This is a genomic window from Pseudomonas bubulae, from assembly GCF_900618535.1.
GTDB classification, from domain to species: domain Bacteria; phylum Pseudomonadota; class Gammaproteobacteria; order Pseudomonadales; family Pseudomonadaceae; genus Aquipseudomonas; species Aquipseudomonas bubulae.
The window spans coordinates 153,238-174,314 of record NZ_UYJA01000002.1 but is presented as its reverse complement, the minus strand read 5'-3'; the positions used below and the strand labels follow the sequence as shown (position 1 = coordinate 174,314).

The window sequence follows — 21,077 nt, the reverse complement described above, 5'->3', positions numbered from 1 at the left end:
TGGATTATTTCCCGCGACAGATTGTCGCAACCCTAGCTTTGGCGCCTCAAAACCGCAGCTTTGGCTTGACCCTAAAGCAGCTACAGGCTTTAGAGTGAAGGCTGTCATCTCGTAAGTTATTCAAACCATATGAAGATTGAAAATCCTATAAAAAGACAATACCAATCAGAAAACCACAGTATACGTTTATTACTTTTCTGACCCCCTTTAACTCTAGTCATTAAGAAGGTGAAATGTTATGCGAATCCTTGTAGTTGAGGACGAGCTCAAAACTGCCGAATACTTACATCAGGGACTGACTGAAAGTGGCTACATTGTTGATCGTGCGATAAATGGCGCGGATGGACTACATCTGGCGCGCCAACATGTTTATGATTTGGTGATACTTGACGTTAATCTTCCCGAACTTGATGGCTGGGGTGTTCTTGAACGTCTACGACAAAGCAGTAATGCCCGGGTCATGATGTTGACGGCCCGAGGGCGCCTAGCGGACAAGATACGCGGACTAGATTTGGGTGCCGATGATTATCTGGTTAAACCGTTTGAGTTTCCTGAGTTACTTGCACGGGTACGAACCCTGATGCGACGCAGTGAGCACATACCTGTCCCGCATGTACTAAAAGTAGCCGACCTGGAACTAGACCAAGGACGTCATCGTGCTTTTCGCGGTGAGCAGCGCATAGATCTGACAACCAAGGAGTTTGCGCTGTTGCACTTGCTGATGCGCCAGACTGGAGAAGTGCTTTCTCGCACCCAAATCATTTCACTGGTCTGGGATATGAATTTTGATTGCGACACTAACGTTGTCGAGGTTTCAATCCGTAGGCTGAGGGCCAAAATAGATGACCCCTTCGATAACAAGTTGATCCACACCCTTCGCGGTGTTGGTTACGTATTAGAGGCGCGAGTATGAAGCCGGTCAGCCTGTCAATGCGACTAGGTTTGACAGTAAGTATCTTGGGGGCGTTGTTGGTAGTTTTTTTGGCTGTCTTGGCCTTTTTTGCGCTGACGCATGAGCTGGATAAGTTGGCAAAAAACAGCCTGATCAATAAGATGAAGCAGGTTGAACATAGCCTCTCGCTATACGATGACACGGCCGACGTAAATTCAAAACCGCATTCGTTACTGGATCAAGTCATGGGACATGACAATCTGAATCTGACCATCTATGATCTGAAAAACCTCAGGACGCCCTTACTGAAATTTGGGCCTGGATTGTCGGATCCGCGGACTGAGTTGAAAGCTGCGACTGCTGCCGTTGACAAGGTTTCCTATTCCACCAATTCAGATGGTGAAGGTCGACACTTCCTTACCGCATCCAAGCTCATCCCATTAAAGAACGGTGTAAGCGTTCCCGTATTGCTGTCGATGGATTGTGCGAACGATGAAGCGCTGCTCAGCGCGTACCTTAGGTCGACGATTATTGCACTACCGCTTTTACTAATACTCATCGGAGCAAGTGCTTGGGCCGTAGTACAACAAGGACTTTCTCCACTGAGAGAGTTCCGGAAGGTCGCCGCCATGATCTCGGCTCAAGATCTCAACCATCGACTTTCTGTTGTTAAAATGCCTCAGGAGCTTAGTGAGTTGGCTCATGGCATCAACTTCATGCTGCACCGGCTCGACAGCGGTATTCAGCAGTTGTCGCAATTTTCAGATGACTTAGCCCATGAATTACGATCCCCGATCACCAATTTGATGGGCAAGGCCCAGGTTACCCTTTCTCGGGAGCGTCCGGCAGAAGAATACAAAGCTGTGCTGGAGTCATGCACCGAGGAGTTGGGGCGTGTCACGCGAATTGTCTCGGATATGCTCTTCTTAGCTCAGGTCAGCCATCCCGCGGCACTTGTCCCGTTCGAAACAATTACCTTAGAAGATGAAGCATTTAAGGTGGTCGATCTGTTTTCACTGTCTGCGGAAGAGAAACGTATCACCCTGAATGTTACCGGAACTGGCAAGACGATTGGCGACAGGTTAATGATACAGCGAGCAATATCCAATCTATTGTCCAACGCAATTCGCCATTGCCCTGCGGGACAATCTATTTCAATTGTTATTGAAAACTATGCCGAACAGGTATCGCTACTTGTAGGCAACCCTGGAGCAGGAATCGAACCTCAGCATCTGTTGCACTTGTTTGACCGCTTTTATCGGATTGATACAAGTCGCTCGCGTGCTGAAGGTGGCACTGGTCTTGGCTTAGCTATTGTTCGATCGATCATGAGCCTCCACCAGGGAACTGCGGATGTTCAAAGCATGCCTGGCAGCATGACCGTTTTCAGGCTGAGCTTCCCAAACCTCGACGGACAGACCACTTGGCAACAGGCTAGAAAGGTTCAAGGGTAAATTCCCGCAACAAACCTGTGCAACCCTCCCTGCACCACTGGACATGCGCCTGTGGTCAGGTTTTTTAATGTCCGCTGAGTTCTGAGTAAATCGCAGCAACCCCTACTCCGACATGAGATGTTTGCAGGATCCCGCTCTAGTGCTGCATGCCTTCGTTTTCTTCAAGCGTTGCATGAAACTGCAAGTTTTCCAGTTGAAGAGTCGTATGGCTGATATGGAATACCTCGCTCATCAGCCGAGTCACCTCAGCCAATATATCTTGCTCAGCTCGGGAGCTACGCAAGATTACAAGGTGAGCACTCATGACATTCTTGCCGCTGGTCAGGGCCCAGATATGCAGGTCATGGATATCCTCAACGCCTTCAACCGCCCTGATGCACGCTTCCACTTCAGCGATATCGATGCCATCCGGAACCCCTTGCAACAGGATGTTCATGCTTTCTTTGAGCAAAACCCAGGTTCTGGGAAGCACCCACAGGCCGATAGCTGCGGCAACGATCGAGTCAACCCAAGTGAATCCGGTAAAACGAATGATCAATGCCGCCCCTATTACGCCCATGGAGCCCAACATGTCGCTCCATACTTCTAGGTACGCGCCTTTTACGTTAAGACTTTCGGCACTGGCAGACATTAGCAACCGCATTGAAACAAGGTTCACAACTAGTCCGATCACTGCGACGATCAGCATCCCTGTCGATTGGATTTCTGTCGGGGCTTTAAACCGCTGATAAGCTTCATACAAGATGTACACCGCCACCATGAACAACAAAATCGCGTTAAAAGCAGCTGCGAGGATCTCAAATCGTGCATAGCCGAATGTCCGCTTTTTATCCGCAGCGCGTTTGGCAATTTGAATAGCTATCAATGAAATAGCCAAGGCAGTGGAATCGGTTAGCATGTGAGCCGCATCGGATAACAACGCCAAGCTGCCTGTCACAAAAGCCCCAATGACCTCCGCGATCATGAAGCTTGTCGTTAACACCAAAGCGATCCACAATTTTTTCTCGTGTCCTGCACGAGCTTGACCGTGACTATGACCAGCGCTCATATGACTCTCCATGCGGGTGAAAGGATGCGGCAACTACTCAAAAGATCGTCAGCGGGTCAATCTTCGTCAAGAAGAGATTTCGGTTTTGGAGAGAGGCATCAACTGAAAAGCGCTTATTTTGGCACGACCTGTGTTCCCCCAAGGCACCCATACTCTAGAAAATAGCAGCACTGCAAATACGCGTATTATTTGTACCAAAACTTCCCGAAACCCCACCTGTCATGATGCCTACGCGCAACATCCAAACATGGGATTATGTATGCAAGAGGGTACGACGTTACGTAAGGATATGCGCACGTTCCAGCCAACAGTAGCCGCCCCCATAATCCTTGGAACGAACCGCTATACGGGCTTCGCCGAAGCCCTCATGAAGGTCTGTCGTCTCCCCATGGATCGAATTTGTCCCTATACCTAGCGTGTAAGGCGCGATTGCGTTCGATCCGCCTAATCCACGGATCGTAGTCCTCTGGCAATGCGGCGAGATTAGCGCTAACGATCATTTGCACTGTTTCGTCACGCAGTAACCTACTGGTCAGCTCGCGGCATTCGCCACGCGTCACCACACCATAAGCGGCGTGATTGTCTTTAACGTAGAGATCGGTCATTCCTACCCGCATATGGCCATATTTGTGTACGTCATCCGGGTAGATGTCCTCTAGGCTGAGATATCCCATACCAACTCCGGGCTAAGAATGTAATCGCTGAATAACACTGCCTGTACGCTCCGCAATGTTCAAAGGTGCCACCGATAGCGTGCACCATCATTGAAGTCGTCCCTTCGCGCCAGCGCCTACAAAAACCAGCTAACAACAAGCGACTTAGTGTGCGCATGATAGCCTCAACTCAGTTATCACCGTTCCGAGAATTCGCTTTGAACACACCTGACGCACTTGCCGATTTCAACACACTTATCAACGCACCGAAATTTTCCGACGACCCCGTTGGGAACCGCCAGAAGAAGCGGTGGCAGCTCATTGCTGGCGACATTTTCAAAGCACTTCCATCGAAGCCCTGCTGGAGGCGAGAGGAAAAGCTGAAGGCTACATCCATGGCTTGGTGGACGCCGGGCATATTTCAACAACCGATACCGACCGCGACTATCTAATCCTGTGCGCGATTCGTAGGCGCCGTGGTTTTTTTGCAACAGCTGCTGAACGAGCTCGGTTACTGAGCTAAGGCGAGCGTTACAGGACAGATGCCGCTTGAAGCGCTCCGCATGGTGGACTCGGAGCGCAGCAGACTAAAACCGTAAGAGGCCTAGCAAGCGAAAGTTCAGAGGTTTGAGGGAGCTCGAGCAATGAGTTTGTCCTGAATCGACAGCCACTCCTCCATTGAAATGAACACCGCAGTCCTGCGTTCTCCATCAACGAAAACTGGTTTGCGAGTCGTGATCACCTGGTCGAGCAACTCGTCAAAATGGGCTATTGCCCTAACGACTGACCATCGTTCATCTGGCATATGACACGGCCCTACCAGGTTATCAAATGATGGCTTTCATACTACCGATTAGGATCTATCGGCGGACTGGAGAAGCTTCAAAAAGCTAGCTCTGCCCAGGTCTCGCCTGAAGCTAGTGATGACGTAATTACCATCTTGAGTCTCGAGCAACCAAAACCGGCCCTCTTTTCTCGCTGACTGAATTTTACCTGTGAGAAGAATGGAACCATCCACCCTGTGGTATGCATCGTCACGCTTCGAATGGTCGAAGGACACCCCGACGCATGTGTCATCTGCAATAAAAGCGTCGCTGATGAATGCCGTGACAGGCACCGTGTATTTGCGAAAGCTTGCTCGCACCAAACGGTGCAGCTGAAATTCGCTGACATCTTTACTATGAAATTCCAGCTCAATTACTTCAGGCATCCAACCCAAGCTCCAAAACGACTCTGTTTAAATTGTCGGAGAGCATCGCTTACCCTGCCTTCATCGAAAAGGCAGTCGCCACGCTGGCCTCTTTTCTCAGGCCCGATCCCCAGAGAAGGTAGACCGTACTTTTGGTTTCAAACATGCACCCCTGGCTAAAAGACACGCCAAAATTGCTGCGCACCCACATCCGAGGCTGAAAGCGGCCTCTACTGTCTAGGACGACTTCGTGAGCGTATAGAGTTGCCGGGAGTAAACCGAGCTTCGCCAGTTTTTCCCTTTCCTCAGGCGTCACAGTGAGATCGATCAAAATCCACTGTTTGACCACACAGAAGGCTTTGCCAGGGAAAGACTTTGCTGCCAAAGAGATCAGTCCTTCTTCAGAGTCCTGCCAGCCAGGCGATTCCTCTCCGGTTCCGTATAGTAACTGCGAGATTTCATTCAAAGTGACCATTCAAAAACCTTAGATTCACACTAAATATCAACCGTTCGAGCAAGCTCACACCCGCTAATTTTGATCTATCAACTCGGAGCCCAATGAAGGACACTGACGAGATCTATTTACCCTCAAACCACCACCAAGCACTCAGGATCGAAGCCTGTGCTTTGACCTGGGTAACCCCGCGGATTGGAAACAACTCGGCACCCATTCCTGAAAAAGTCTGCTGCAAAATGCGTGTGCCCATGTATCCAAAGATCAGCCTTGCTAAGTAACTCTGACCAATCGTTCGCATAGGCTGCAGCCAGATGTCCGGGATGATCGTCACCCAGATGATCCAACACTGGTGCATGGTGTGTGACCACCACGGTTTTACCGTCGAAGGGTTTATCGAGTTCCTGGGCTAACCAGCGGCGAGCCCTCATTGATTTAGCGACCAAATCGTCTGGACGTAAGCGCCTGTAATCCAAGTCGGCTCGAATCACCAAGAAATCGTTCATCGAATCCCAAGCAACGCGCTTTGCCGCAACCACATCACCCGTAGACGAATAATCCGTCCAGGCAGTTGTGACCAAAAAGCGTGTGCCATCGAGAATGAGCATCTCGTTTTCGAGTACATGCACATGGGGCAATGCAGCGTTTTTCATCTTTCGCAGTGTGTGACCTATGTGCCCACCGTAATACTCGTGATTGCCACACACATAGATAACAGGGCACTGGAATGTGTCGTTCGCCCATGAGACTCCACGCGATTTGATATCAATATCGCCAGCGAGAATCACTACGTCCGCATCGCTGGTAGGAGGTTCGAATCGCGAGAATTCGTTATGCAAATCTGAATAAATTTGCAGCTTCATAGCATTTTTCTCTTTATGTAGCGGTAGTAGCTAACGAGCCCGCTCGCAGTTCCATGCCAGCCTAGTGCGACCGCTGATGCGCCGTAAAAAGATTAAGTGGCATCATCCAGAGTCACAGCCATGTGTCCTCCTGATCATGGAACTTCATTGCCTTGCGCTCGTGTAGATCCGGCCTACATCCGTTACGAACTCGTAGACCGGATTCCTTTCGGTACCGGCCTGAATCCGAATATCGGATAGGGGCTCCATGGTGTATGAGCCCTGATTATTCGTTGCAGGCGGCTGGATAAGATGGATTTTGCTCACGCTCAGGAAATTACCAACCTCTGCTGCGCGCATCATTTGGATGGTGCTCACATCCGTGACGAGATGCGCAACCGGGCCTATGCATCCATCCTCCCATCCCATGCCTTCGATCAGAAATGAGTATTCACAACGACTGATGTCCACTGATCTCCAGAGCATCCGAACACTCTCCGGCGCTTTAAATTGCCCCTGCAGCTCACTGTTATAAGTTACAAACACGGTAAAAAACCCAGTCCTTGCCCTGCCAAACCTTTGATCGGCTTAGCTCAAGGCGATCCTCTAGATAAACGCTGCTAATACATTTGGCAGCCAGATAGGGAAGCTGCTGAAGCATCCCCAATTTGCGGGTCAGCGCGCCGCCCATTGAATGGACATGATAAGGAGGCAGCCCACCAATAACAACAGATGATATTTGGTAGGCCTACACGACTGTGGCTCTATTCTTCCTTTTGAGATACTGAACATGAAGGAAGAGCTAGCCATCACCCTACGCACCATTCGGAAACTGAAAGGATTAGGTTATGAAGCCCTAGCAGGGACTATCAGCCAGAGCAACCTAAGCTTGCTGGAACAAGGGAAAATCCAGGCTACGCTACCGACCCTTGTAAAAGTGGCCGAGACGCTCGGCATCAACCTTCTTACGCTCATGGCGTTGTGCTTGGCGATCCGTGACAAAGAATCTCCCGAGTCCGAGTTGAAAAAGGCGCAAAAGGAACTCCTTTGCTTCATAGAGTCGGGGGGGCTCAATATCATGGAGGATCAAATGCAGGATGGCGCGTTGAAAAAGCGCGGTCGTGGCACTCGAGCGAACGCCCAGAGCGTCAGTGCCGTGATTAACCTGAGAAAGCAGGGCAAGACCCAAGCGGAAGCTGCCCGTGAACTAGGCCTGCCCACATCGACGGTTCAGCGGTATTGGCAGAAGGATTGATCCTTCGGGGGCTGACCTTTGACTGCGCCACGCTCCATCAACTGCCAACCGGTAAACAATCATCTCGAGCTTGGATAAAGCGTCCTCGTCAAAAAGGAACGATCCACAGTGCCCAAGCCACGCCAACGGTCTTCGTTGTTTCTTAGGTATTGAGCCATCTCATCCACATCTAGGTCATGAGGGGCATCCATGAGAGTGTTGAGCCTCTGGAGCGTCTGTACCGGCACGCCCATTTCCTCCAAGCCAGCCAGGCCAGATGGGAGGTGGTAATGTTCAAAAACCCCACGAAGTTTTGAATAATCAATCTTCGCATTAATATTACGCCTTTTAGCATGCAACTTAACGACATCCTCAAGAATACCGAGTAGCTTTGGAACTGTGTGCCCCAGAATATTGACCACCACCTTGAGGTCATCATTAATACATGTGGAAAGATTATCGACCTCGCCCTTCTCTAAGCGCGCCTTCGACTGAACAATCTGTGACTTAAAGTATTCTGCGTACTGAGGGGTATACAGATAACTTGTGAGTTTTGCATGGATAACCGAACTATTCTTAGTTGGGATACGCACTCGGCGAAGCGCGCCGGATTGGAAACTCGTTAGTGCCTCAGCCAAAACATTGAGAAACTCACTTGAAGGCATCCAATGGAAGATGGTCGACTGAAAGGATTCCTCAAATAACATCTCGACAGAAGAATACAACTCTCTGAATGCCTCCAGAGTGAATGAGCTATGGCGCTTCAACAAGTCCACACCAAATTCATCGATATTTTCATCTCGTTCGAATCTAGACTGAGAGTAATCACTAAGATGCTCAGGCTGAACGCCAACTAGAAGATTCATTGGCGTCGTATCATCTTGAATTCCGAGAGGGATATCCACCTCTTGGTTGAATGAGTCCTGGGGAATCGCCTCTAGGCAATAAACTTTTCCTACGAAATGGACACCCATGCGACCAGCGCGCCCCTTGATGTTGCCATGTGTGAATTTATCAATGCTAAAATTGCCATCCCTGTTGTCATGTATCACAACATTTTTTGCAATCGTATTCACCCCCTCGATTATCGTCGAAGTACAAATAAGGTAGTTAATTTCCCCCCGATTAAAAAGATCAATAGTGTACTGCTGCAAAGCACGCGGCAACCCCCCAAAGTGAAGACCGATTCCGCTTCGTAGAGCGACACAATAATCCCAATCAGAATCGTACTCTTGGGCGACCCAGTCGAGATGAGGGCTATGAAACTCAGTACCAAACCCATACTTGACTAAAGACCTTGCAACTCCTCCAGCAACAGCAGAAGACTTACAGTAAATTATTGTCGCCTCACCACGACACAGGTCTGCAATAGAGAGAACCGCTTCCTCTTTACCTTCCTCATCATTAGGAGACAGGTCGAAGGACTCAACATCCAAAGCCACGGTATTAAAATCGGAGGAGATGAAGGTATACTCGAAGCCGAGACTCGCTAAGCCTGTCACACTGTTAATAAAAGGCCCGGTCATATAAAACTGCTTAGATGCCCTCAACAGCTTACTCAAAGCGATATTAAGCTCGATAACTCGCTCATTTTCATAGTCTATCTTCCCACTGGCCCGCTGCTGAAATGCAAGCTTGTAGAACTCATCAATTACGAAGAAATCAATTCCAAAAATATCCTGTCGTTCATTAACCCTTTCCTGCGTGAGAACGTAAATCACCTTATCACCATTCGCTTCCTGAGAACTGTGATGGATGATTTGATAGAGTTCGCCGAACCGCTCCTGAAGGCGCCTGCGCGTTTCGTCGGCTAGCGCGATAGTAGGAACAACTAGAACCACTCTACTCACTATTCCCAAGCCAATTATCGAATCTACAATTGCGCTCTTTCCCATGCTGGTCGGTGCACTTAGAACAACGTTGCGTCCAGATCGAAGCAGTTCAAAAACTTGAAACTGCATTGAATGGAAAACAATTTCATCCGAAAATGGAGTCTGATAGATCCCTAAAGCCGCTTTTTCGCTGACCGTTACTTCTTGAAACTCTTTCTTCAAATACGGATACAGCCCAGACTTGCGTACCAGGTTGCGAAGCAAAGGCGTATAGTTCGTAAACTTCAGCCTAGCGTCCAAGGCTCGGATAACTAAATCCCTACCCATATGCAATGAAACGGGATTCGACAACAGCTTGTCAGCAGCATGAAGATAGCTAAATGCCGATGTTCCTTCTGTTTCGAGCAGAAGCCGAGCTGTGTCGTAAACCCTGTTCACATGTCATCCCTCATTTTCTTTTCCACCAACCCACATAAGTCGTCAAAGCTTGGGGCAGGATAGAGATAGAGTTCGAAATTAAATTGTGAATATTCCGGACTCTTGGTGATATCGGAAATAAAATCAACGAAGAGGTCATAAGCTTCCTGGTACAGATCAGCCTCATGACCTTTAGTCTCAGGAATAGTGAGAAAACTTGACTCATAGCCGAAAAAAATTACAAATCGAAGGCGTTCTAAATGATCTTCAAACGAATTACTGGTATCTAGAATATCATCGATATCGTGATTAAGTAGATATGAGTCCTCCTTAACATCCAGAACCTTTTCTCTAACTCCGTCCAGACCGCTTACAATATCATTGTACAGTGTATCTCTAAGATCATTTAAAACCTGTGATAACGTCTTGGCTTTTGTTAACTTGCTGATGCCAAGCCATAACTCATCACCCCCCTTAGCACGCTGTACGATGTGAACATTCTCAAAAACCCGCATTTCATCTTTAGAATCAAGGTAAAGGGTAGCCGGAATAGGCTGACTGTTATGTCTTAGCCTCATGACCGAATGCAGCAATGCATTTCCAAGAAACCGCTCAAGGTCTCTGGCATTATCAGCGAGACGTGACCTCAATAATTTGTATTTTTCCGTAGCAGTCGAACTGATGAAGTCAGCAATTTCACCTGGTCTCAACAGGAGCTCGTCAAACCAACAACAAATATTTTTGGCGATGTGCTCATAGCGGTACTGCCCCATCTGATAACGCTGATGTAGGGCCACCCCATTCCTGGTTGGAATCGAACTTAAAAAAGGCGCTTGAAGTTGAATTAAGATATCTGGCAGTTTGCGATGAACATAAACTTTGCAATGAGAATTTCCGCGATCATAAAACAAGACCTCGGCCTTGAACCAAGCAAGAAAATTATCTCTATGGTAGGTTTTGTCATCTTCAACGTACACACGCCTATCGAGTGCACTTATTTTAGTCATAGCTACTAAAATATTAACCCAGATACTTTCAACCATTGAATCCGAACTTAGAATTACGCCATACAGATTAAGGGCAGCATTTCTGATATTACTAAGACCTGTAAGTTCTATTTGCCTTAAGCTAGGTATTACCTCCCACGAACACGAGTCAACCCAGTCGGATATAGAATTGCCTGCTGGCGCAATATATTTTCGCAATTTTACGTCGAGCTCATCGATCAGGCTTTGTCGGCCAGGCTTACCGTCTCGCTTTGAGAGCTCAATTTCTAAGTAGTCGAGTGGCGCTTTGCAGTCTCTAGGAGATAAGATCCGAAACTTGCATTTCTCAATAGGCGAGAATGCACACTGCATCGACTTGTGTACAATTGAACTGTTGGCAATAAGATTTTTATCAGCTCCACGAGTACGACTTGTAACCGTGCTAATAGACCAGCGAGGCTTGTCAGAAGTCTTAACTTGAACGAACTCAGTATGAGTATCGTATAGGATATCGATGTCGTCTGTAACTTCGCATCTGACAGCCTGGATCTTCTTGTTGAGTAGCATCTGGGTTACGAAAAGCGCCGCCGCACAGTCCTGATACAAGAATCCAAGCTTGGCTGCTACGCCCCCCGCATTGCTTGAGTCCATCACCTACTTCCATGATTTTTGATGCCCAAGGCTATGGGAAAAGACATGTGGCGTCCACGCCTAATGGCCTTAGGCTATTTTGCCTGCGACGTGAGGAGAAAAAGCGGGCTTAACGTGAGGCTGATTTGGCCCGAAAGTCAGGACTTCCTGGGCTTGGCTTTGGCAGTCGCCTCAGCCACTAATGGATCTTCGGGCCAGTAGTGTTTCGGGTATCTGCCTTTAAGATCCTTCTTCACTTCCACGTAGGTGCTACGCCAGAAATTGGCTAGATCTTGGGTAACCTGTACAGGCCTCCGCGCCGGCGACAAAAGATGCAACGTCAGGGGCTGTTTACCTTGGGCAATCCGAGGTGTTTCTGACAGACCAAAAAGCTCCTGCAGCCTTACAGCCAATATCGGAGAATGATGCGAATAGTCGATTCGGATATTCGACCCAGATGGCACCTGGATGGTCTGAGGTGCCTGTGTCTCTAGTTCCTGTGGAAGCGGCCAAGGCAGAAGATTCCTGACAATCGATGACAGATCCAGTTGGCTGAAGTGGCTGAGCCTCGAGACTTTGCCCAGGTACGGTGCGAGCCATTCTTCCAGCGTGTCCAGAAGGTTGGTATCGCTGAGATCAGGCCACTTGCTTTCTGCTTGGTCATTTTGGATATCCAACTGACGCAGCAGATTGACCCGCGCCTGCCATTGGCGCAACTCAGGGTTCCAAGGCAGAAGCTCGATGCCCTTGCGCCTCACCAGATTGACCAAGGCTAGCGAACGAGCTTGCTCATCAAGACTTGGCAAAGGGGTTGCGGACAGTACCAACTGCCCCACCTTGAGTTGCCGCTCAGCCTTGAGTACCCCCTCCCTCTCGTCCCAGTCAACCTCATCGACTGACCTTACAAGGTCAGCCAGCTCGTCATCGAACAAAGCCGAATCGAGATCGCTCGCCAGGTAGATCCGCTCCTCGCGCTGACCTTGCCGGCTACCCAGGTCAGCCACTACTAGCCACTCATATTTAGTGAGAGCATCGGGCTCTGAAAACACAGCAGCCCTCCCATTGGAGAGACGGTATTCAGATGCACTTGCACGTCTCTGGAGGCCGATCCTGTCGGGATAGGCGAACGCCAGTAAGCACCCTACCCATCGTGGGTGATCGGGCTCGCTGATAGGGCTGGAGGCCCTTCCACGTAATATGGATCGATACTGCCGAGCTGACTGTTTCACCCGCTGGAAGGAGCCACTACCTCGACGTGAATGTTGCTCGCCTGATAAGCCATTCAGCCTGGTATGAAGATCGGCGCCAGCTCCACGCAAGATGTCCTTCTCACCCAATAGCGCCGCGATGTTGCACGCCAGGTCATCCAGCCCCATCGCGTTGCCTTTGATGAGCATGTGAGCGATCCGTGGATGCGCTGGAAGCTCGCTCATGGCTGATCCGTGTTGTGTGAGCTGCCCAGAATCGTCTAGTGCGCCCAGTCGCTTCAGCAGGTTTCTGGCTTGAGCGAAGGGAGCTGTTGGAGGTTGGTCGAGCCAGGTCATTTCCTCCGGCTTCATTCCCCACAGGGCTAACTGGAGAGCCAGGGCTGCAAGATCCGCCTGCAGGATCTCAGGGGTGCTGTAACCAGCCACTTGCTCGTGCTGGGACTCCGACCACAGGCGATAGCAGACACCTGGCTCCAAACGCCCTGCCCGCCCCGCACGCTGAGTTGCACTGGCCTTCGAGATACGCTGTGTGTCGAGTCGGGTCATCCCACTGCGAGGATCGAACTTCGGTACTCGCTCAAGACCACTATCCACCACTACCCTCACCCCTTCGATGGTCAAACTGGTCTCGGCGATGTTCGTGGCCAGCACGATTTTTCGGGAGCCTTTTGGTGCAGGGTCTATCGCAGCACGCTGTGCGTTCAGGTCGAGATCTCCGTACAGCGGGCATACGATCACCTCTGGGCGGTTGCTCAGTTGCTCTTTGAGGGTCTCTGCCACCCGCCGAATCTCGGCCTGTCCAGGAAGGAAAACCAGAACGCTTCCAGACTGCTCGTTGATGGCTGCCAAGCAGGTGTCCGTTACTCGCGCATCGATTCGCTCGCTCGGCTGATAAGGACTGCCCCAAACCGTTGAGACCGGATACATCCGCCCCTCACTAGTGACGACAGGCGCATCATTCAGTACCTTTGAAAGGCGAGCACCTTCAAGTGTTGCGGACATCAGAAGCAGTTTCAGCGGAGGCTCATCGCGCAGCAGTTCGCGACCACTCAGGCAAAGGGCCAAAGCAAGGTCGGAGTCGAGGTTTCGCAGGTGGTACTCATCGAAGATGACCACTCCCACACCATCCAGCGCAGGGTCATCCTGGAGACGGCGAGCCAGGATACCTTCGGTGACCACTTCGATCTGGGTGCGCGGCCCTACCTTGCTTTCAAGGCGAATGCGGTATCCGACCGTCTCGCCAACCTTCTCACCTAATTCACTCGCTAATCGCTCAGCAGCAGCCCGAGCAGCCAATCGACGGGGCTCAAGCATGATGATCTTCTGGCCACCAAGCCAAGGTTCGTTCAGCAACGCCAGAGGCACTCGGGTGGTCTTACCCGCACCAGGTGGCGCTTCAAGGATCACTTCATTGCGGTTGGCCAGGGCGTCTCTTAGCTCTGGCAATACGAGGTCAATAGGTAGAGAAATCATCAAGGCTCCCAAATCAGGGAAGCAGTATACGCTGGGCGTTGAGTGATGATTTAGACTTGATAGTGCCAGTCAGGATCAGTGAGCTACCTAAGCGCACGATTTATAGATAGGAATAGCGAGAGCGGAAGCAAGGGCAAAAGCAGGAGCAGGAGCAGGAGCAGGAGCAGGAGCAGGAGCAGGAGCAGGAGCAGGAGCAGGAGCATCAAAGCCTTGTGGGCTTTGACTTTCAAGCAAGAGCAAAAGCAGGCAACGCCTTGTGGGCGTTGCCTTTAAAGCCTGACAAGAAAATGCCTAAAAGCGAACCAATCAGCAAATCATGGAATTCGTCAAAAATCAGCAGGCCCACCCCTTCCAGCGACGGATCGTGCTGCAGACGTCGAGTAAGGATGCCCTCGGTGACCACTTCGATACGGGTGTTGGGGCCGACCTTGCTGTCGAGGCGTATACGGTAACCTACGGTTTCGCCGACTTTTTCACCCAGTTCACTGGCCAGCCGCTCGGCCGCCGCACGGGCCGCCAGGCGCCGGGGTTCGAGCATCAGGATCTTCTGCCCGGCCAGCCAGGGCTCGTTGAGCAGGGCCAGCGGCACACGGGTGGTTTTACCGGCGCCGGGCGGCGCTTCGAGCACGGTTTCATGGCGCTCGGCCAGGGCCAGGCGCAGTGCAGGTAAAACTTCATCAATCGGCAAAGAAATCATGGTGGCTCCAGAACAGAGCGGCGAGTATAACGGCGAACAGTAATGATCCAGTCCTTTGAACATGTTTGAGGTTTTAAGTATGCGTATGCCTTCGCGAGTAATCGGCGGTGTCGTGGTTGCGGCACTGTTCACCCAATTGACTGCTTGCGGCAGTATTTTCTTTCCAGACCGCCGCGGCCAGATCGACGGCAAGATCGACCCCATGATCGTCGTACTGGATGCCGTGGGCCTGCTGTTTTATGTGATCCCGGGGCTGATCGCCTTCGGTGTCGACTTCGCCACCGGCGCAATTTATTTCCCGCCGGGCAAGACCGCACAAATCGCCCCGGAAAAACTGCGCGAAGCCATCGGCGCAGACGGCAAGGTGGATAACGCCAAGCTCCAGGCCATCCTTGAAAGCGAACTGGGCCGCAGCTTCCCGCTGAACGATCCACGCCTGATCCAGCACCGGGGCAGTGCCCAGCAACTGGCTATGTATGGCTTGCAGCCAGCAGCCTGAAGCACGTCATCATTCATCAGGAAAGCACCATGACCAGCAGCCCGGAACACGCCCGCCTGTTACGTCTGGCTACCCGCGCATCAGTGGCGGTGGCCAGCCTGTTGATCGTAACCAAGGCCATCGCGTGGTGGCTCAGTGGTTCGATCAGCATGCTCGCCGGCCTGACCGACTCGCTGCTCGATGGCGTAACTTCGTTTCTCAATTTGCTGGCCGTGCATTACGCGCTGCGTCCCGCCGATGAGGATCACCGATATGGTCACGGAAAAGCCGAGTCCCTGGCGGGCATGGCGCAAGCGCTGTTTATTGGCGTGAGTGCAGTGCTGATTGCCTTTCAGGCAGTGGAACGGCTGAAAAACCCGGAGCCGGTAGGCGCACCGTGGATCGGAATTGGCGTCATTGTCTTTTCGTTGCTGATGACCGTGGCACTGCTGGTGCTGCAACACCGGGTGATCAAGGCCACGGGGTCCAACGCGGTGCGCGCCGACTCGCTGCATTACCGCTCGGACCTGATGCTCAATGGCAGTATTTTGCTGGCGCTGGTGCTGGCCAGTGTAGGTTTCCCGCAGCTGGACGCCTGGTTTGGCCTGGGGATTGCGGTGTATATCCTGTGGAGCGCACTGCAGATCGCCCGTGAGAGTTTTGCCGTGTTGATGGATCAGGAGTTACCCACGGATGTCAGTGAAAACATGCTGAATCTGGCCTGCAGCGTGCCCGGCGTGCTCGGCGCCCACGACCTGCGCACACGGATCTCGGGCAATACCTGGTTTGTGCAGTTTCACCTGGAGCTGCCGGGTGAACTGACGTTGTCCGCAGCCCATAGCATCTGTGACCGCGCGGCTGAAGCCATTGAACAGGTCTATCCGCGGGCCGAAGTACTGGTGCATGCAGACCCGAAGGAAGTGGTCAAACCGAGGCTGAGCAAGGCTCCGTAGCAGGCTTCAGATCAATACGTCACTTGATAACCACGACTGCTCAGGCAACTGCCCTGCGCCTGCCGATAGGCTTGCACCACTTGCGCCGCTGGGGCGTATGTCGCCTTGGCAGGGTCGAAGCCGCTTTGCTCCACAGCCCAGCGATAGCAGTCATAACGGTCCTGACCGATTTGGGCCGGGCTTTGACCGTTCATCGGGTAAGCCACCATCTCATAGTTGTTGCTCGCGGGCTGTTGGTAGACCGTCGGCGGCTGGACCACTATGTAATCGCGAGTTGCAGGTTGATAGGCGTAATACGCCCCCGCCGCGAGAAACATCAAGGTACTGCCAAACCACACTTCCCTAGCGTAATCAGGCAAAAACCCTACGCGCAGTCCATAAGGCGGCTGCACCACGATGTAACGCGGGCCTTGAGGGCGATACCAGTAGCCGCCTGAAAAGTAGTAATTCTGGCCGCGATACGGCACTTGCCAGTGCTGACCGGGGAAGCGCTCTACCACATTACCCGGGCGATATTGCGGCCCCGGGCCCCAGCCATTGCCATGCCCGGACGGGCGACCGGCCCAGCGCTGGTCGTTGGGATGACGGTTATTCGGGCCAGGAGCGTAACCGCCGCCATACCAATTCTGATTGCCGCCCCGGTTCGGCGACTGAGTCTGCTGAACCCTGTCGGGGCGCGGCTGGATCGGCAGGTTATTACCTTGTTGATTCGGCCGCGGCTGATGATTGTCTGCACCCTGTGGCCGACCTTGCCAGCCGCCATCACCACGCTCATCGGCCAACACCTGGCCGCTGACGCTCACAAAGAGCACGCCAACTGTAGCCAAACGCCAGATACGCGATTTCATGCTGTTTCTCACTGAAGGACAGGGCTTATAGATAAGACTGGGGTTTCAGGAAGCGGTTCTACGCCAGGCAGTGCATAACGCAACTTATTTTTTGCCAGACGAAAAAAGGGCGACCCGTCGGTCGCCCCTTGAATTTTCTGTCCTGGCTCAACACTTGTGATGTTGGCTCACCTCGCTCCGTCTTCTGGACAGTGCGTAGCCCGGGGGCCGGGGCAACCCTGTGGGGTTGGCGGCCGCGGCTGGCCTGATTCGGCGGGCCGCAGTGGACTCTATGTCCGGGCAGTGATTCTGGTTTAAAGAATAGGCGTTTGGCCGCGGCAGGCGATTGCGAAGATTGCTCGATAAAACATTACTTGCGCAATTTTTGACTTAAGGTGGATACTTTCACGCAATAGTTATGACAAAGGGTAACTTCGTGAGCAAACTCGACCGGTATGACCTGAGCATTTTGGCGGAATTGCAGCGTGACGCACGCATCTCTAACCAGGAACTGGCCGAACGTATTGGCCTGTCGCCATCTCCTTGCTCGCGCCGCGTTAAACAGCTTGAGGATGACGGCTACATCAGCCGTCAGGTGGCGCTGCTCGACCGCAAACTGCTGGGCTTGAGCCTTACAGCCTACGTGCTTATCGGAATGGACCGACATACACCAGAGCGTTTCGAGAACTTCGAAGCCTGCATCCGCGCCCTGCCGCAGGTGCTGGAATGCAGCCTGGTGACCGGCATGGACGCCGACTACCAACTGAAAGTGGTGGTTGCCGACATGGACCACTACCAGAAGCTGCTGTTAGGTGAATTGACCCGTATCGAAGGCGTAACCAGCGTGCGTTCGAGCTTTGTGCTCAATCAGGTGCTCAACAGCACCGAGCTGCCGCTGACCCATTTGCGCACGTAAAAATAGAACCTGTAGATACTCTGTTGCAGGTCAAGCCCTATTGTGGGAGCGAGCCTGCTCGCGAACGACCTTCGCGAGCAGGCTCGCTCCCACAGTTGCAGTGTTCCTGCAGCTGCCGAGGAACGAAGGCTGCGTTCGGCTGCGAAGCAGTCGTAAAATCAGCCCACGCGATTCTTCAGTTGTAACGCGCACTCTGATCTTGCGATTGCTTCACAATCGAACGCAGCTTCGTGCCTTCAGCAGCTGCTACGGGTGTAGCGACATCCTCTCACTACCCAGATCAATATCCCCACACTTCCCTGGCGTATACTCCTACGGCTTTTTCCCACGATATCGCCGGAGAATACCGATGGATCCTGCCGTACTTGAAGAATGGATGATGACGATTCTGGTCAGCGTGCTGATCATTTTCATGGCCTTTATCGTCTGGGATCTGGCGAAGAAGTCCAAAGCTGGACGCTTCGGCTCCATGATCCTGTTTTTCGTCCTCGGCCTGGGCGTTGCCGCGTTTATCATCAAAAGCGTGGTCATCGGCCTGATCGAATCCGGAGCCCTATAGCCGCGCCGGAACTTCCCGGTACTGCCCCTGCTCCAGCCCTTCAATGCTCCAGTCACCAATGCGTACCCGCACCAGGCGCAAGGTCGGCAAGCCCACTGCCGCGGTCATGCGCCGCACCTGACGGTTGCGACCTTCACGAATCACTAGTTCCAGCCAGGCGGTCGGGATACTTTTGCGAAAGCGTACCGGCGGGTTGCGCGGCCATAGGTGCGGCTCGTCCAGGGCACGCGCTTCGGCAGGCAGGGTCTTGCCATCATTGAGCTCGACACCATCGCGCAACTGCTGCAGTTGCTCCTCAGTGGGCTCGCCCTCGACTTGCACCCAGTAGGTCTTGGGCAACTTGTGCTTGGGATCGGCAATCCGCGCCTGCAGCTGGCCATCATTGGTCAACAGCAGCAAACCTTCACTGTCCCTGTCCAGCCGCCCGGCCGGGTAGATGCCCGGAATCGGGATAAAGTCCTTGAGCGTGGCGCGCCCGCCTTCGTCGCTGAACTGGGTCAGCACATCGAAGGGTTTATTGAACAGGTACAGCTTGGGATCAGACGGCGGCGCTTTGGCCACGCGGCGATTGGCAGCTGGCGCGGTGGGGGTTTTCGAGGCCGGGCGGCGTGGGGCGGGACGAGACATGACAAAAAAGGCTATCTAGCGATCAGGGCTGGCAATGCTAGTCCCCCGATCGCTAAATGACCATCACCGATCAACGGAACGGCGGTTCATCAAAGCTGCGCAGCTTGCGCGAATGCAGGGAGTTGAGCTGGCTGCGCATCAAGTCCACGGCAGCAATGCCGATTTTCAAATGCTGGCTGACCGCGCGCTCATAGAAGGCATTGGCCGAACCTGGCAGTTTGATTTCACTGTGCAGCGGTTTGTCCGACACACACAACAGCGTGCCATACGGGACGCGCAAGCGATAACCCTGGGCAGCAATGGTGCCGCTTTCCATGTCCACGGCAACAGCACGGGACAGGTTGATCAGCGGACGTTCCTGAGCCCAGCGCAGCTCCCAGTTACGATCGTCATAGGTCAGTACGGTGCCGGTACGCAGGCGTTTTTTCAGCTCATCGCCGCGCTCACCGGTAACCTGTGCGGCAGCCTCCTGCAGCGCCAGCTGGACTTCAGCCAGGGCCGGAATCGGAATGTTCGGCGGCACGACCCGATCAAGAATGCCATCGCGACGCATGTAGGCGTGGGCCAACACATAATCGCCGATGGTCTGCGACTGGCGCAGACCGCCGCAGTGACCAATCATCAGCCAGCAATGCGGACGCAGCACGGCCAGGTGGTCGGTAATGTTTTTCGCATTGGACGGGCCGACGCCAATATTGACCAGCGTCACGCCATGACCATCACTGGCCTGCAAGTGATACGCCGGCATCTGGTAGCGATGCCACACCACCCCCGCCGCGATGGCCTGGGCCTCGCCGTAGTCCATCGATTTTTCGATGATCACATTGCCCGGCATCACCATGCGTACAAAGCGCGGGTTGTCGCGCAATTGCTCAAGGCCATGGAGGATGAACTGGTCAACATAGCGATGGTAGTTGGTCAGCAGAATCCACGGCTGCACATGGCGCCAGTCGCTGCCGGTATAGTGCACCAGGCGGCGCAGGGAGAAGTCGACCCGGGCGGCGTCGAACAGCGCCAGGGGCAACGGATCGGTGTTTTCCCAGTCGTACAGGCCATCGGCGATGCCGTCGGTGGCAGCAGACAGGTCGGTGCTCGGAAACACCCGCGCCAGCGCGGCAGCGGTAACGCCGGAGCCGGCCAGTTCATCACCTTGCTCGACCACATAAGGGTAAGGAATATTTTGCTCACTGACGCCGACTTCTACTTCAACGGTGAAGTCGCGCATCAAGGGCACCAGCTGTTCCAGCAGGTAATTACGGAAAGAGGCGGGATGGGTGACGGTCACACTGTAGGTGCCCGGTAACTGGACCTTGGCATAAGCACGGGTGGTGGTCGGCACTTCACCGTTGATACGGTAGGTCAAACGCAGTTCGGGGTAGCGAAACAGCGCGCGTTCTTGCGCAGAGGGTTCAACCCGATCCTTGAGATAACGCTTGAGTGCCTGGCTCAAGGCCGTGGTTGCGCGCTCGTGCAAGGCAGCAAGCCGGTCAACGGCCTCTTCAGCGGTGGAAACGACAATAAAAGCTTCGGTCACGATAAGCATCCTGTCTTCTGAGCGGGCAGGCTTTTATCTTGCCTGTATCGATGGCTAAAGGCAGCTACAAAATTGCCTGCCGAAGATTTCCTGTGGCTGCTGGGGATAAACAGAATATAGGCTGCCTCACGCAAATCCCTGTGGGAGCGGGCTTGCCCGCGATGGCATCGACCG

Annotated in this window: 19 protein-coding genes and 1 pseudogene; 7 read left to right on the top strand and 13 right to left on the bottom strand. The window is 52.8% G+C overall.

The features are described 5' to 3' along the window. Nucleotides 1-238 precede the first annotated feature (238 nt). Complete coding sequence (locus tag PPTH39_RS07480) at nt 239-913, top strand: heavy metal response regulator transcription factor (protein ID WP_086795804.1); 675 nt, start codon at nt 239-241, stop codon at nt 911-913. Then, the gene (locus PPTH39_RS07475; protein ID WP_086795803.1) at nt 910-2,346 is read left to right on the top strand and encodes a heavy metal sensor histidine kinase; all 1,437 of its coding nucleotides are present in this window, start codon (nt 910-912) and stop codon (nt 2,344-2,346) included. Before PPTH39_RS07480 ends, PPTH39_RS07475 begins: the two co-directional genes overlap by 4 nt. 136 nt (nt 2,347-2,482) lie before the next feature. Here PPTH39_RS07475 and PPTH39_RS07470 read toward each other — a convergent pair whose 3' ends face one another. The 6 genes from PPTH39_RS07470 to PPTH39_RS07430 all read right to left on the bottom strand — a co-directional run bounded on the left by PPTH39_RS07470 (nt 2,483) and on the right by PPTH39_RS07430 (nt 7,003). Further along, the gene (locus PPTH39_RS07470; protein WP_086795802.1) at nt 2,483-3,394 is read right to left on the bottom strand and encodes a cation diffusion facilitator family transporter; all 912 of its coding nucleotides are present in this window, start codon (nt 3,392-3,394) and stop codon (nt 2,483-2,485) included. 66 nt (nt 3,395-3,460) lie between these two features. Next, nucleotides 3,461-3,565 (bottom strand): hypothetical protein, encoded by a 105-nt coding sequence (locus PPTH39_RS23700; protein WP_228795940.1) that lies wholly within the window; start codon nt 3,563-3,565, stop codon nt 3,461-3,463. Nucleotides 3,566-4,900: 1,335 nt separating this feature from the next. Beyond that, the gene (locus tag PPTH39_RS07445) at nt 4,901-5,257 is read right to left on the bottom strand and encodes a hypothetical protein (RefSeq protein WP_003444074.1); all 357 of its coding nucleotides are present in this window, start codon (nt 5,255-5,257) and stop codon (nt 4,901-4,903) included. Nucleotides 5,258-5,306: 49 nt separating this feature from the next. Further along, a complete protein-coding gene (locus PPTH39_RS07440) occupies nt 5,307-5,711 on the bottom strand; it encodes a DUF6957 family protein (protein WP_086795800.1) in 405 nt (134 codons plus the stop codon). Nucleotides 5,712-5,824: 113 nt separating this feature from the next. Further along, nucleotides 5,825-6,553 carry a metallophosphoesterase family protein gene (locus PPTH39_RS07435; protein ID WP_086795799.1) on the bottom strand — a complete coding sequence of 243 codons (729 nt, stop codon included), beginning with the start codon at nt 6,551-6,553 and terminating at the stop codon, nt 5,825-5,827. A 144-nt stretch (nt 6,554-6,697) separates the two neighbouring features. Then, nucleotides 6,698-7,003: a hypothetical protein gene (locus PPTH39_RS07430; protein WP_169844806.1), complete on the bottom strand. Its 306-nt coding sequence runs from the start codon at nt 7,001-7,003 to the stop codon at nt 6,698-6,700. Between the two features lie 319 nt (nt 7,004-7,322). On the opposite strand from PPTH39_RS07430, the gene PPTH39_RS07425 reads away from it, so the two are divergent. After that, nucleotides 7,323-7,787 carry a helix-turn-helix domain-containing protein gene (locus PPTH39_RS07425; protein WP_165446502.1) on the top strand — a complete coding sequence of 155 codons (465 nt, stop codon included), beginning with the start codon at nt 7,323-7,325 and terminating at the stop codon, nt 7,785-7,787. A gap of 59 nt (nt 7,788-7,846) precedes the next feature. Here PPTH39_RS07425 and PPTH39_RS07420 read toward each other — a convergent pair whose 3' ends face one another. The 4 genes and pseudogenes from PPTH39_RS07420 to PPTH39_RS07405 all read right to left on the bottom strand — a co-directional run. Further along, on the bottom strand, nt 7,847-10,036 hold the full coding sequence (locus PPTH39_RS07420; RefSeq protein WP_086795797.1) for a DEAD/DEAH box helicase: 2,190 nt from the start codon (nt 10,034-10,036) through the stop codon (nt 7,847-7,849). Further along, nucleotides 10,033-11,652, bottom strand: a complete 1,620-nt coding sequence (locus PPTH39_RS07415; protein WP_086795796.1) for a dsDNA nuclease domain-containing protein — start codon at nt 11,650-11,652, stop codon at nt 10,033-10,035. The genes PPTH39_RS07420 and PPTH39_RS07415 overlap by 4 nt, the downstream gene beginning before the upstream one ends. A 137-nt stretch (nt 11,653-11,789) precedes the next feature. After that, nucleotides 11,790-14,312, bottom strand: coding sequence for an ATP-dependent helicase HrpB (gene hrpB, locus PPTH39_RS07410; RefSeq protein WP_086795795.1), 2,523 nt, complete (start codon nt 14,310-14,312; stop codon nt 11,790-11,792). Between the two features lie 277 nt (nt 14,313-14,589). Further along, a pseudogene (locus PPTH39_RS07405) lies at nt 14,590-15,009 on the bottom strand (DEAD/DEAH box helicase); the annotation flags it as partial. Between the two features lie 79 nt (nt 15,010-15,088). Here PPTH39_RS07405 and PPTH39_RS07400 point away from each other — a divergent pair. Beyond that, nucleotides 15,089-15,508, top strand: coding sequence for a polyribonucleotide nucleotidyltransferase (locus tag PPTH39_RS07400; protein ID WP_094999406.1), 420 nt, complete (start codon nt 15,089-15,091; stop codon nt 15,506-15,508). A gap of 29 nt (nt 15,509-15,537) precedes the next feature. Beyond that, nucleotides 15,538-16,440, top strand: coding sequence for a cation diffusion facilitator family transporter (locus PPTH39_RS07395; RefSeq protein ID WP_094999407.1), 903 nt, complete (start codon nt 15,538-15,540; stop codon nt 16,438-16,440). 11 nt (nt 16,441-16,451) lie between these two features. Here the strand turns inward: PPTH39_RS07395 and PPTH39_RS07390 are convergent, their stop codons facing one another. Continuing rightward, entirely contained in the window at nt 16,452-17,288 is an 837-nt protein-coding gene (locus tag PPTH39_RS07390; protein WP_094999408.1) for a DUF6515 family protein, read from the bottom strand. A gap of 415 nt (nt 17,289-17,703) precedes the next feature. Between PPTH39_RS07390 and PPTH39_RS07385 the strand changes: the two genes are divergently transcribed. Together PPTH39_RS07385 and PPTH39_RS07380 are read left to right on the top strand one after the other, a co-directional pair. Beyond that, complete coding sequence (locus tag PPTH39_RS07385) at nt 17,704-18,183, top strand: Lrp/AsnC family transcriptional regulator (RefSeq protein ID WP_029611209.1); 480 nt, start codon at nt 17,704-17,706, stop codon at nt 18,181-18,183. A gap of 349 nt (nt 18,184-18,532) precedes the next feature. Next, nucleotides 18,533-18,742, top strand: coding sequence for a DUF2788 domain-containing protein (locus PPTH39_RS07380; RefSeq protein WP_016779292.1), 210 nt, complete (start codon nt 18,533-18,535; stop codon nt 18,740-18,742). On the opposite strand, the gene PPTH39_RS07375 is transcribed toward PPTH39_RS07380, so the two are convergent. After that, complete coding sequence (locus tag PPTH39_RS07375; RefSeq protein WP_165446510.1) at nt 18,737-19,303, bottom strand: pseudouridine synthase; 567 nt, start codon at nt 19,301-19,303, stop codon at nt 18,737-18,739. The two genes, PPTH39_RS07380 and PPTH39_RS07375, sit on opposite strands and share 6 nt — an antisense overlap. Nucleotides 19,304-19,439: 136 nt before the next feature. Next, nucleotides 19,440-20,912: an AMP nucleosidase gene (gene amn, locus PPTH39_RS07370; RefSeq protein ID WP_153327098.1), complete on the bottom strand. Its 1,473-nt coding sequence runs from the start codon at nt 20,910-20,912 to the stop codon at nt 19,440-19,442. Nucleotides 20,913-21,077 lie beyond the last annotated feature (165 nt).

Bases quoted from the DNA above. Each gene is read 5' to 3' on its own strand.
- PPTH39_RS07480 (WP_086795804.1), top strand. From the start codon at position 239: ATGCGAATCCTTGTAGTTGAGGACGAGCTCAAAACTGCCGAATACTTA.
- PPTH39_RS07475 (WP_086795803.1), top strand. From the start codon at position 910: ATGAAGCCGGTCAGCCTGTCAATGCGACTAGGTTTGACAGTAAGTATC.
- PPTH39_RS07470 (WP_086795802.1), bottom strand. From the start codon at position 3,394: ATGAGCGCTGGTCATAGTCACGGTCAAGCTCGTGCAGGACACGAGAAA.
- PPTH39_RS07445 (WP_003444074.1), bottom strand. From the start codon at position 5,257: ATGCCTGAAGTAATTGAGCTGGAATTTCATAGTAAAGATGTCAGCGAA.
- PPTH39_RS07440 (WP_086795800.1), bottom strand. From the start codon at position 5,711: ATGGTCACTTTGAATGAAATCTCGCAGTTACTATACGGAACCGGAGAG.
- PPTH39_RS07435 (WP_086795799.1), bottom strand. From the start codon at position 6,553: ATGAAGCTGCAAATTTATTCAGATTTGCATAACGAATTCTCGCGATTC.
- PPTH39_RS07425 (WP_165446502.1), top strand. From the start codon at position 7,323: ATGAAGGAAGAGCTAGCCATCACCCTACGCACCATTCGGAAACTGAAA.
- PPTH39_RS07415 (WP_086795796.1), bottom strand. From the start codon at position 11,652: ATGGACTCAAGCAATGCGGGGGGCGTAGCAGCCAAGCTTGGATTCTTG.
- hrpB (WP_086795795.1), bottom strand. From the start codon at position 14,312: ATGATTTCTCTACCTATTGACCTCGTATTGCCAGAGCTAAGAGACGCC.
- PPTH39_RS07400 (WP_094999406.1), top strand. From the start codon at position 15,089: ATGCGTATGCCTTCGCGAGTAATCGGCGGTGTCGTGGTTGCGGCACTG.
- PPTH39_RS07395 (WP_094999407.1), top strand. From the start codon at position 15,538: ATGACCAGCAGCCCGGAACACGCCCGCCTGTTACGTCTGGCTACCCGC.
- PPTH39_RS07390 (WP_094999408.1), bottom strand. From the start codon at position 17,288: ATGAAATCGCGTATCTGGCGTTTGGCTACAGTTGGCGTGCTCTTTGTG.
- PPTH39_RS07380 (WP_016779292.1), top strand. From the start codon at position 18,533: ATGGATCCTGCCGTACTTGAAGAATGGATGATGACGATTCTGGTCAGC.
- amn (WP_153327098.1), bottom strand. From the start codon at position 20,912: ATGCTTATCGTGACCGAAGCTTTTATTGTCGTTTCCACCGCTGAAGAG.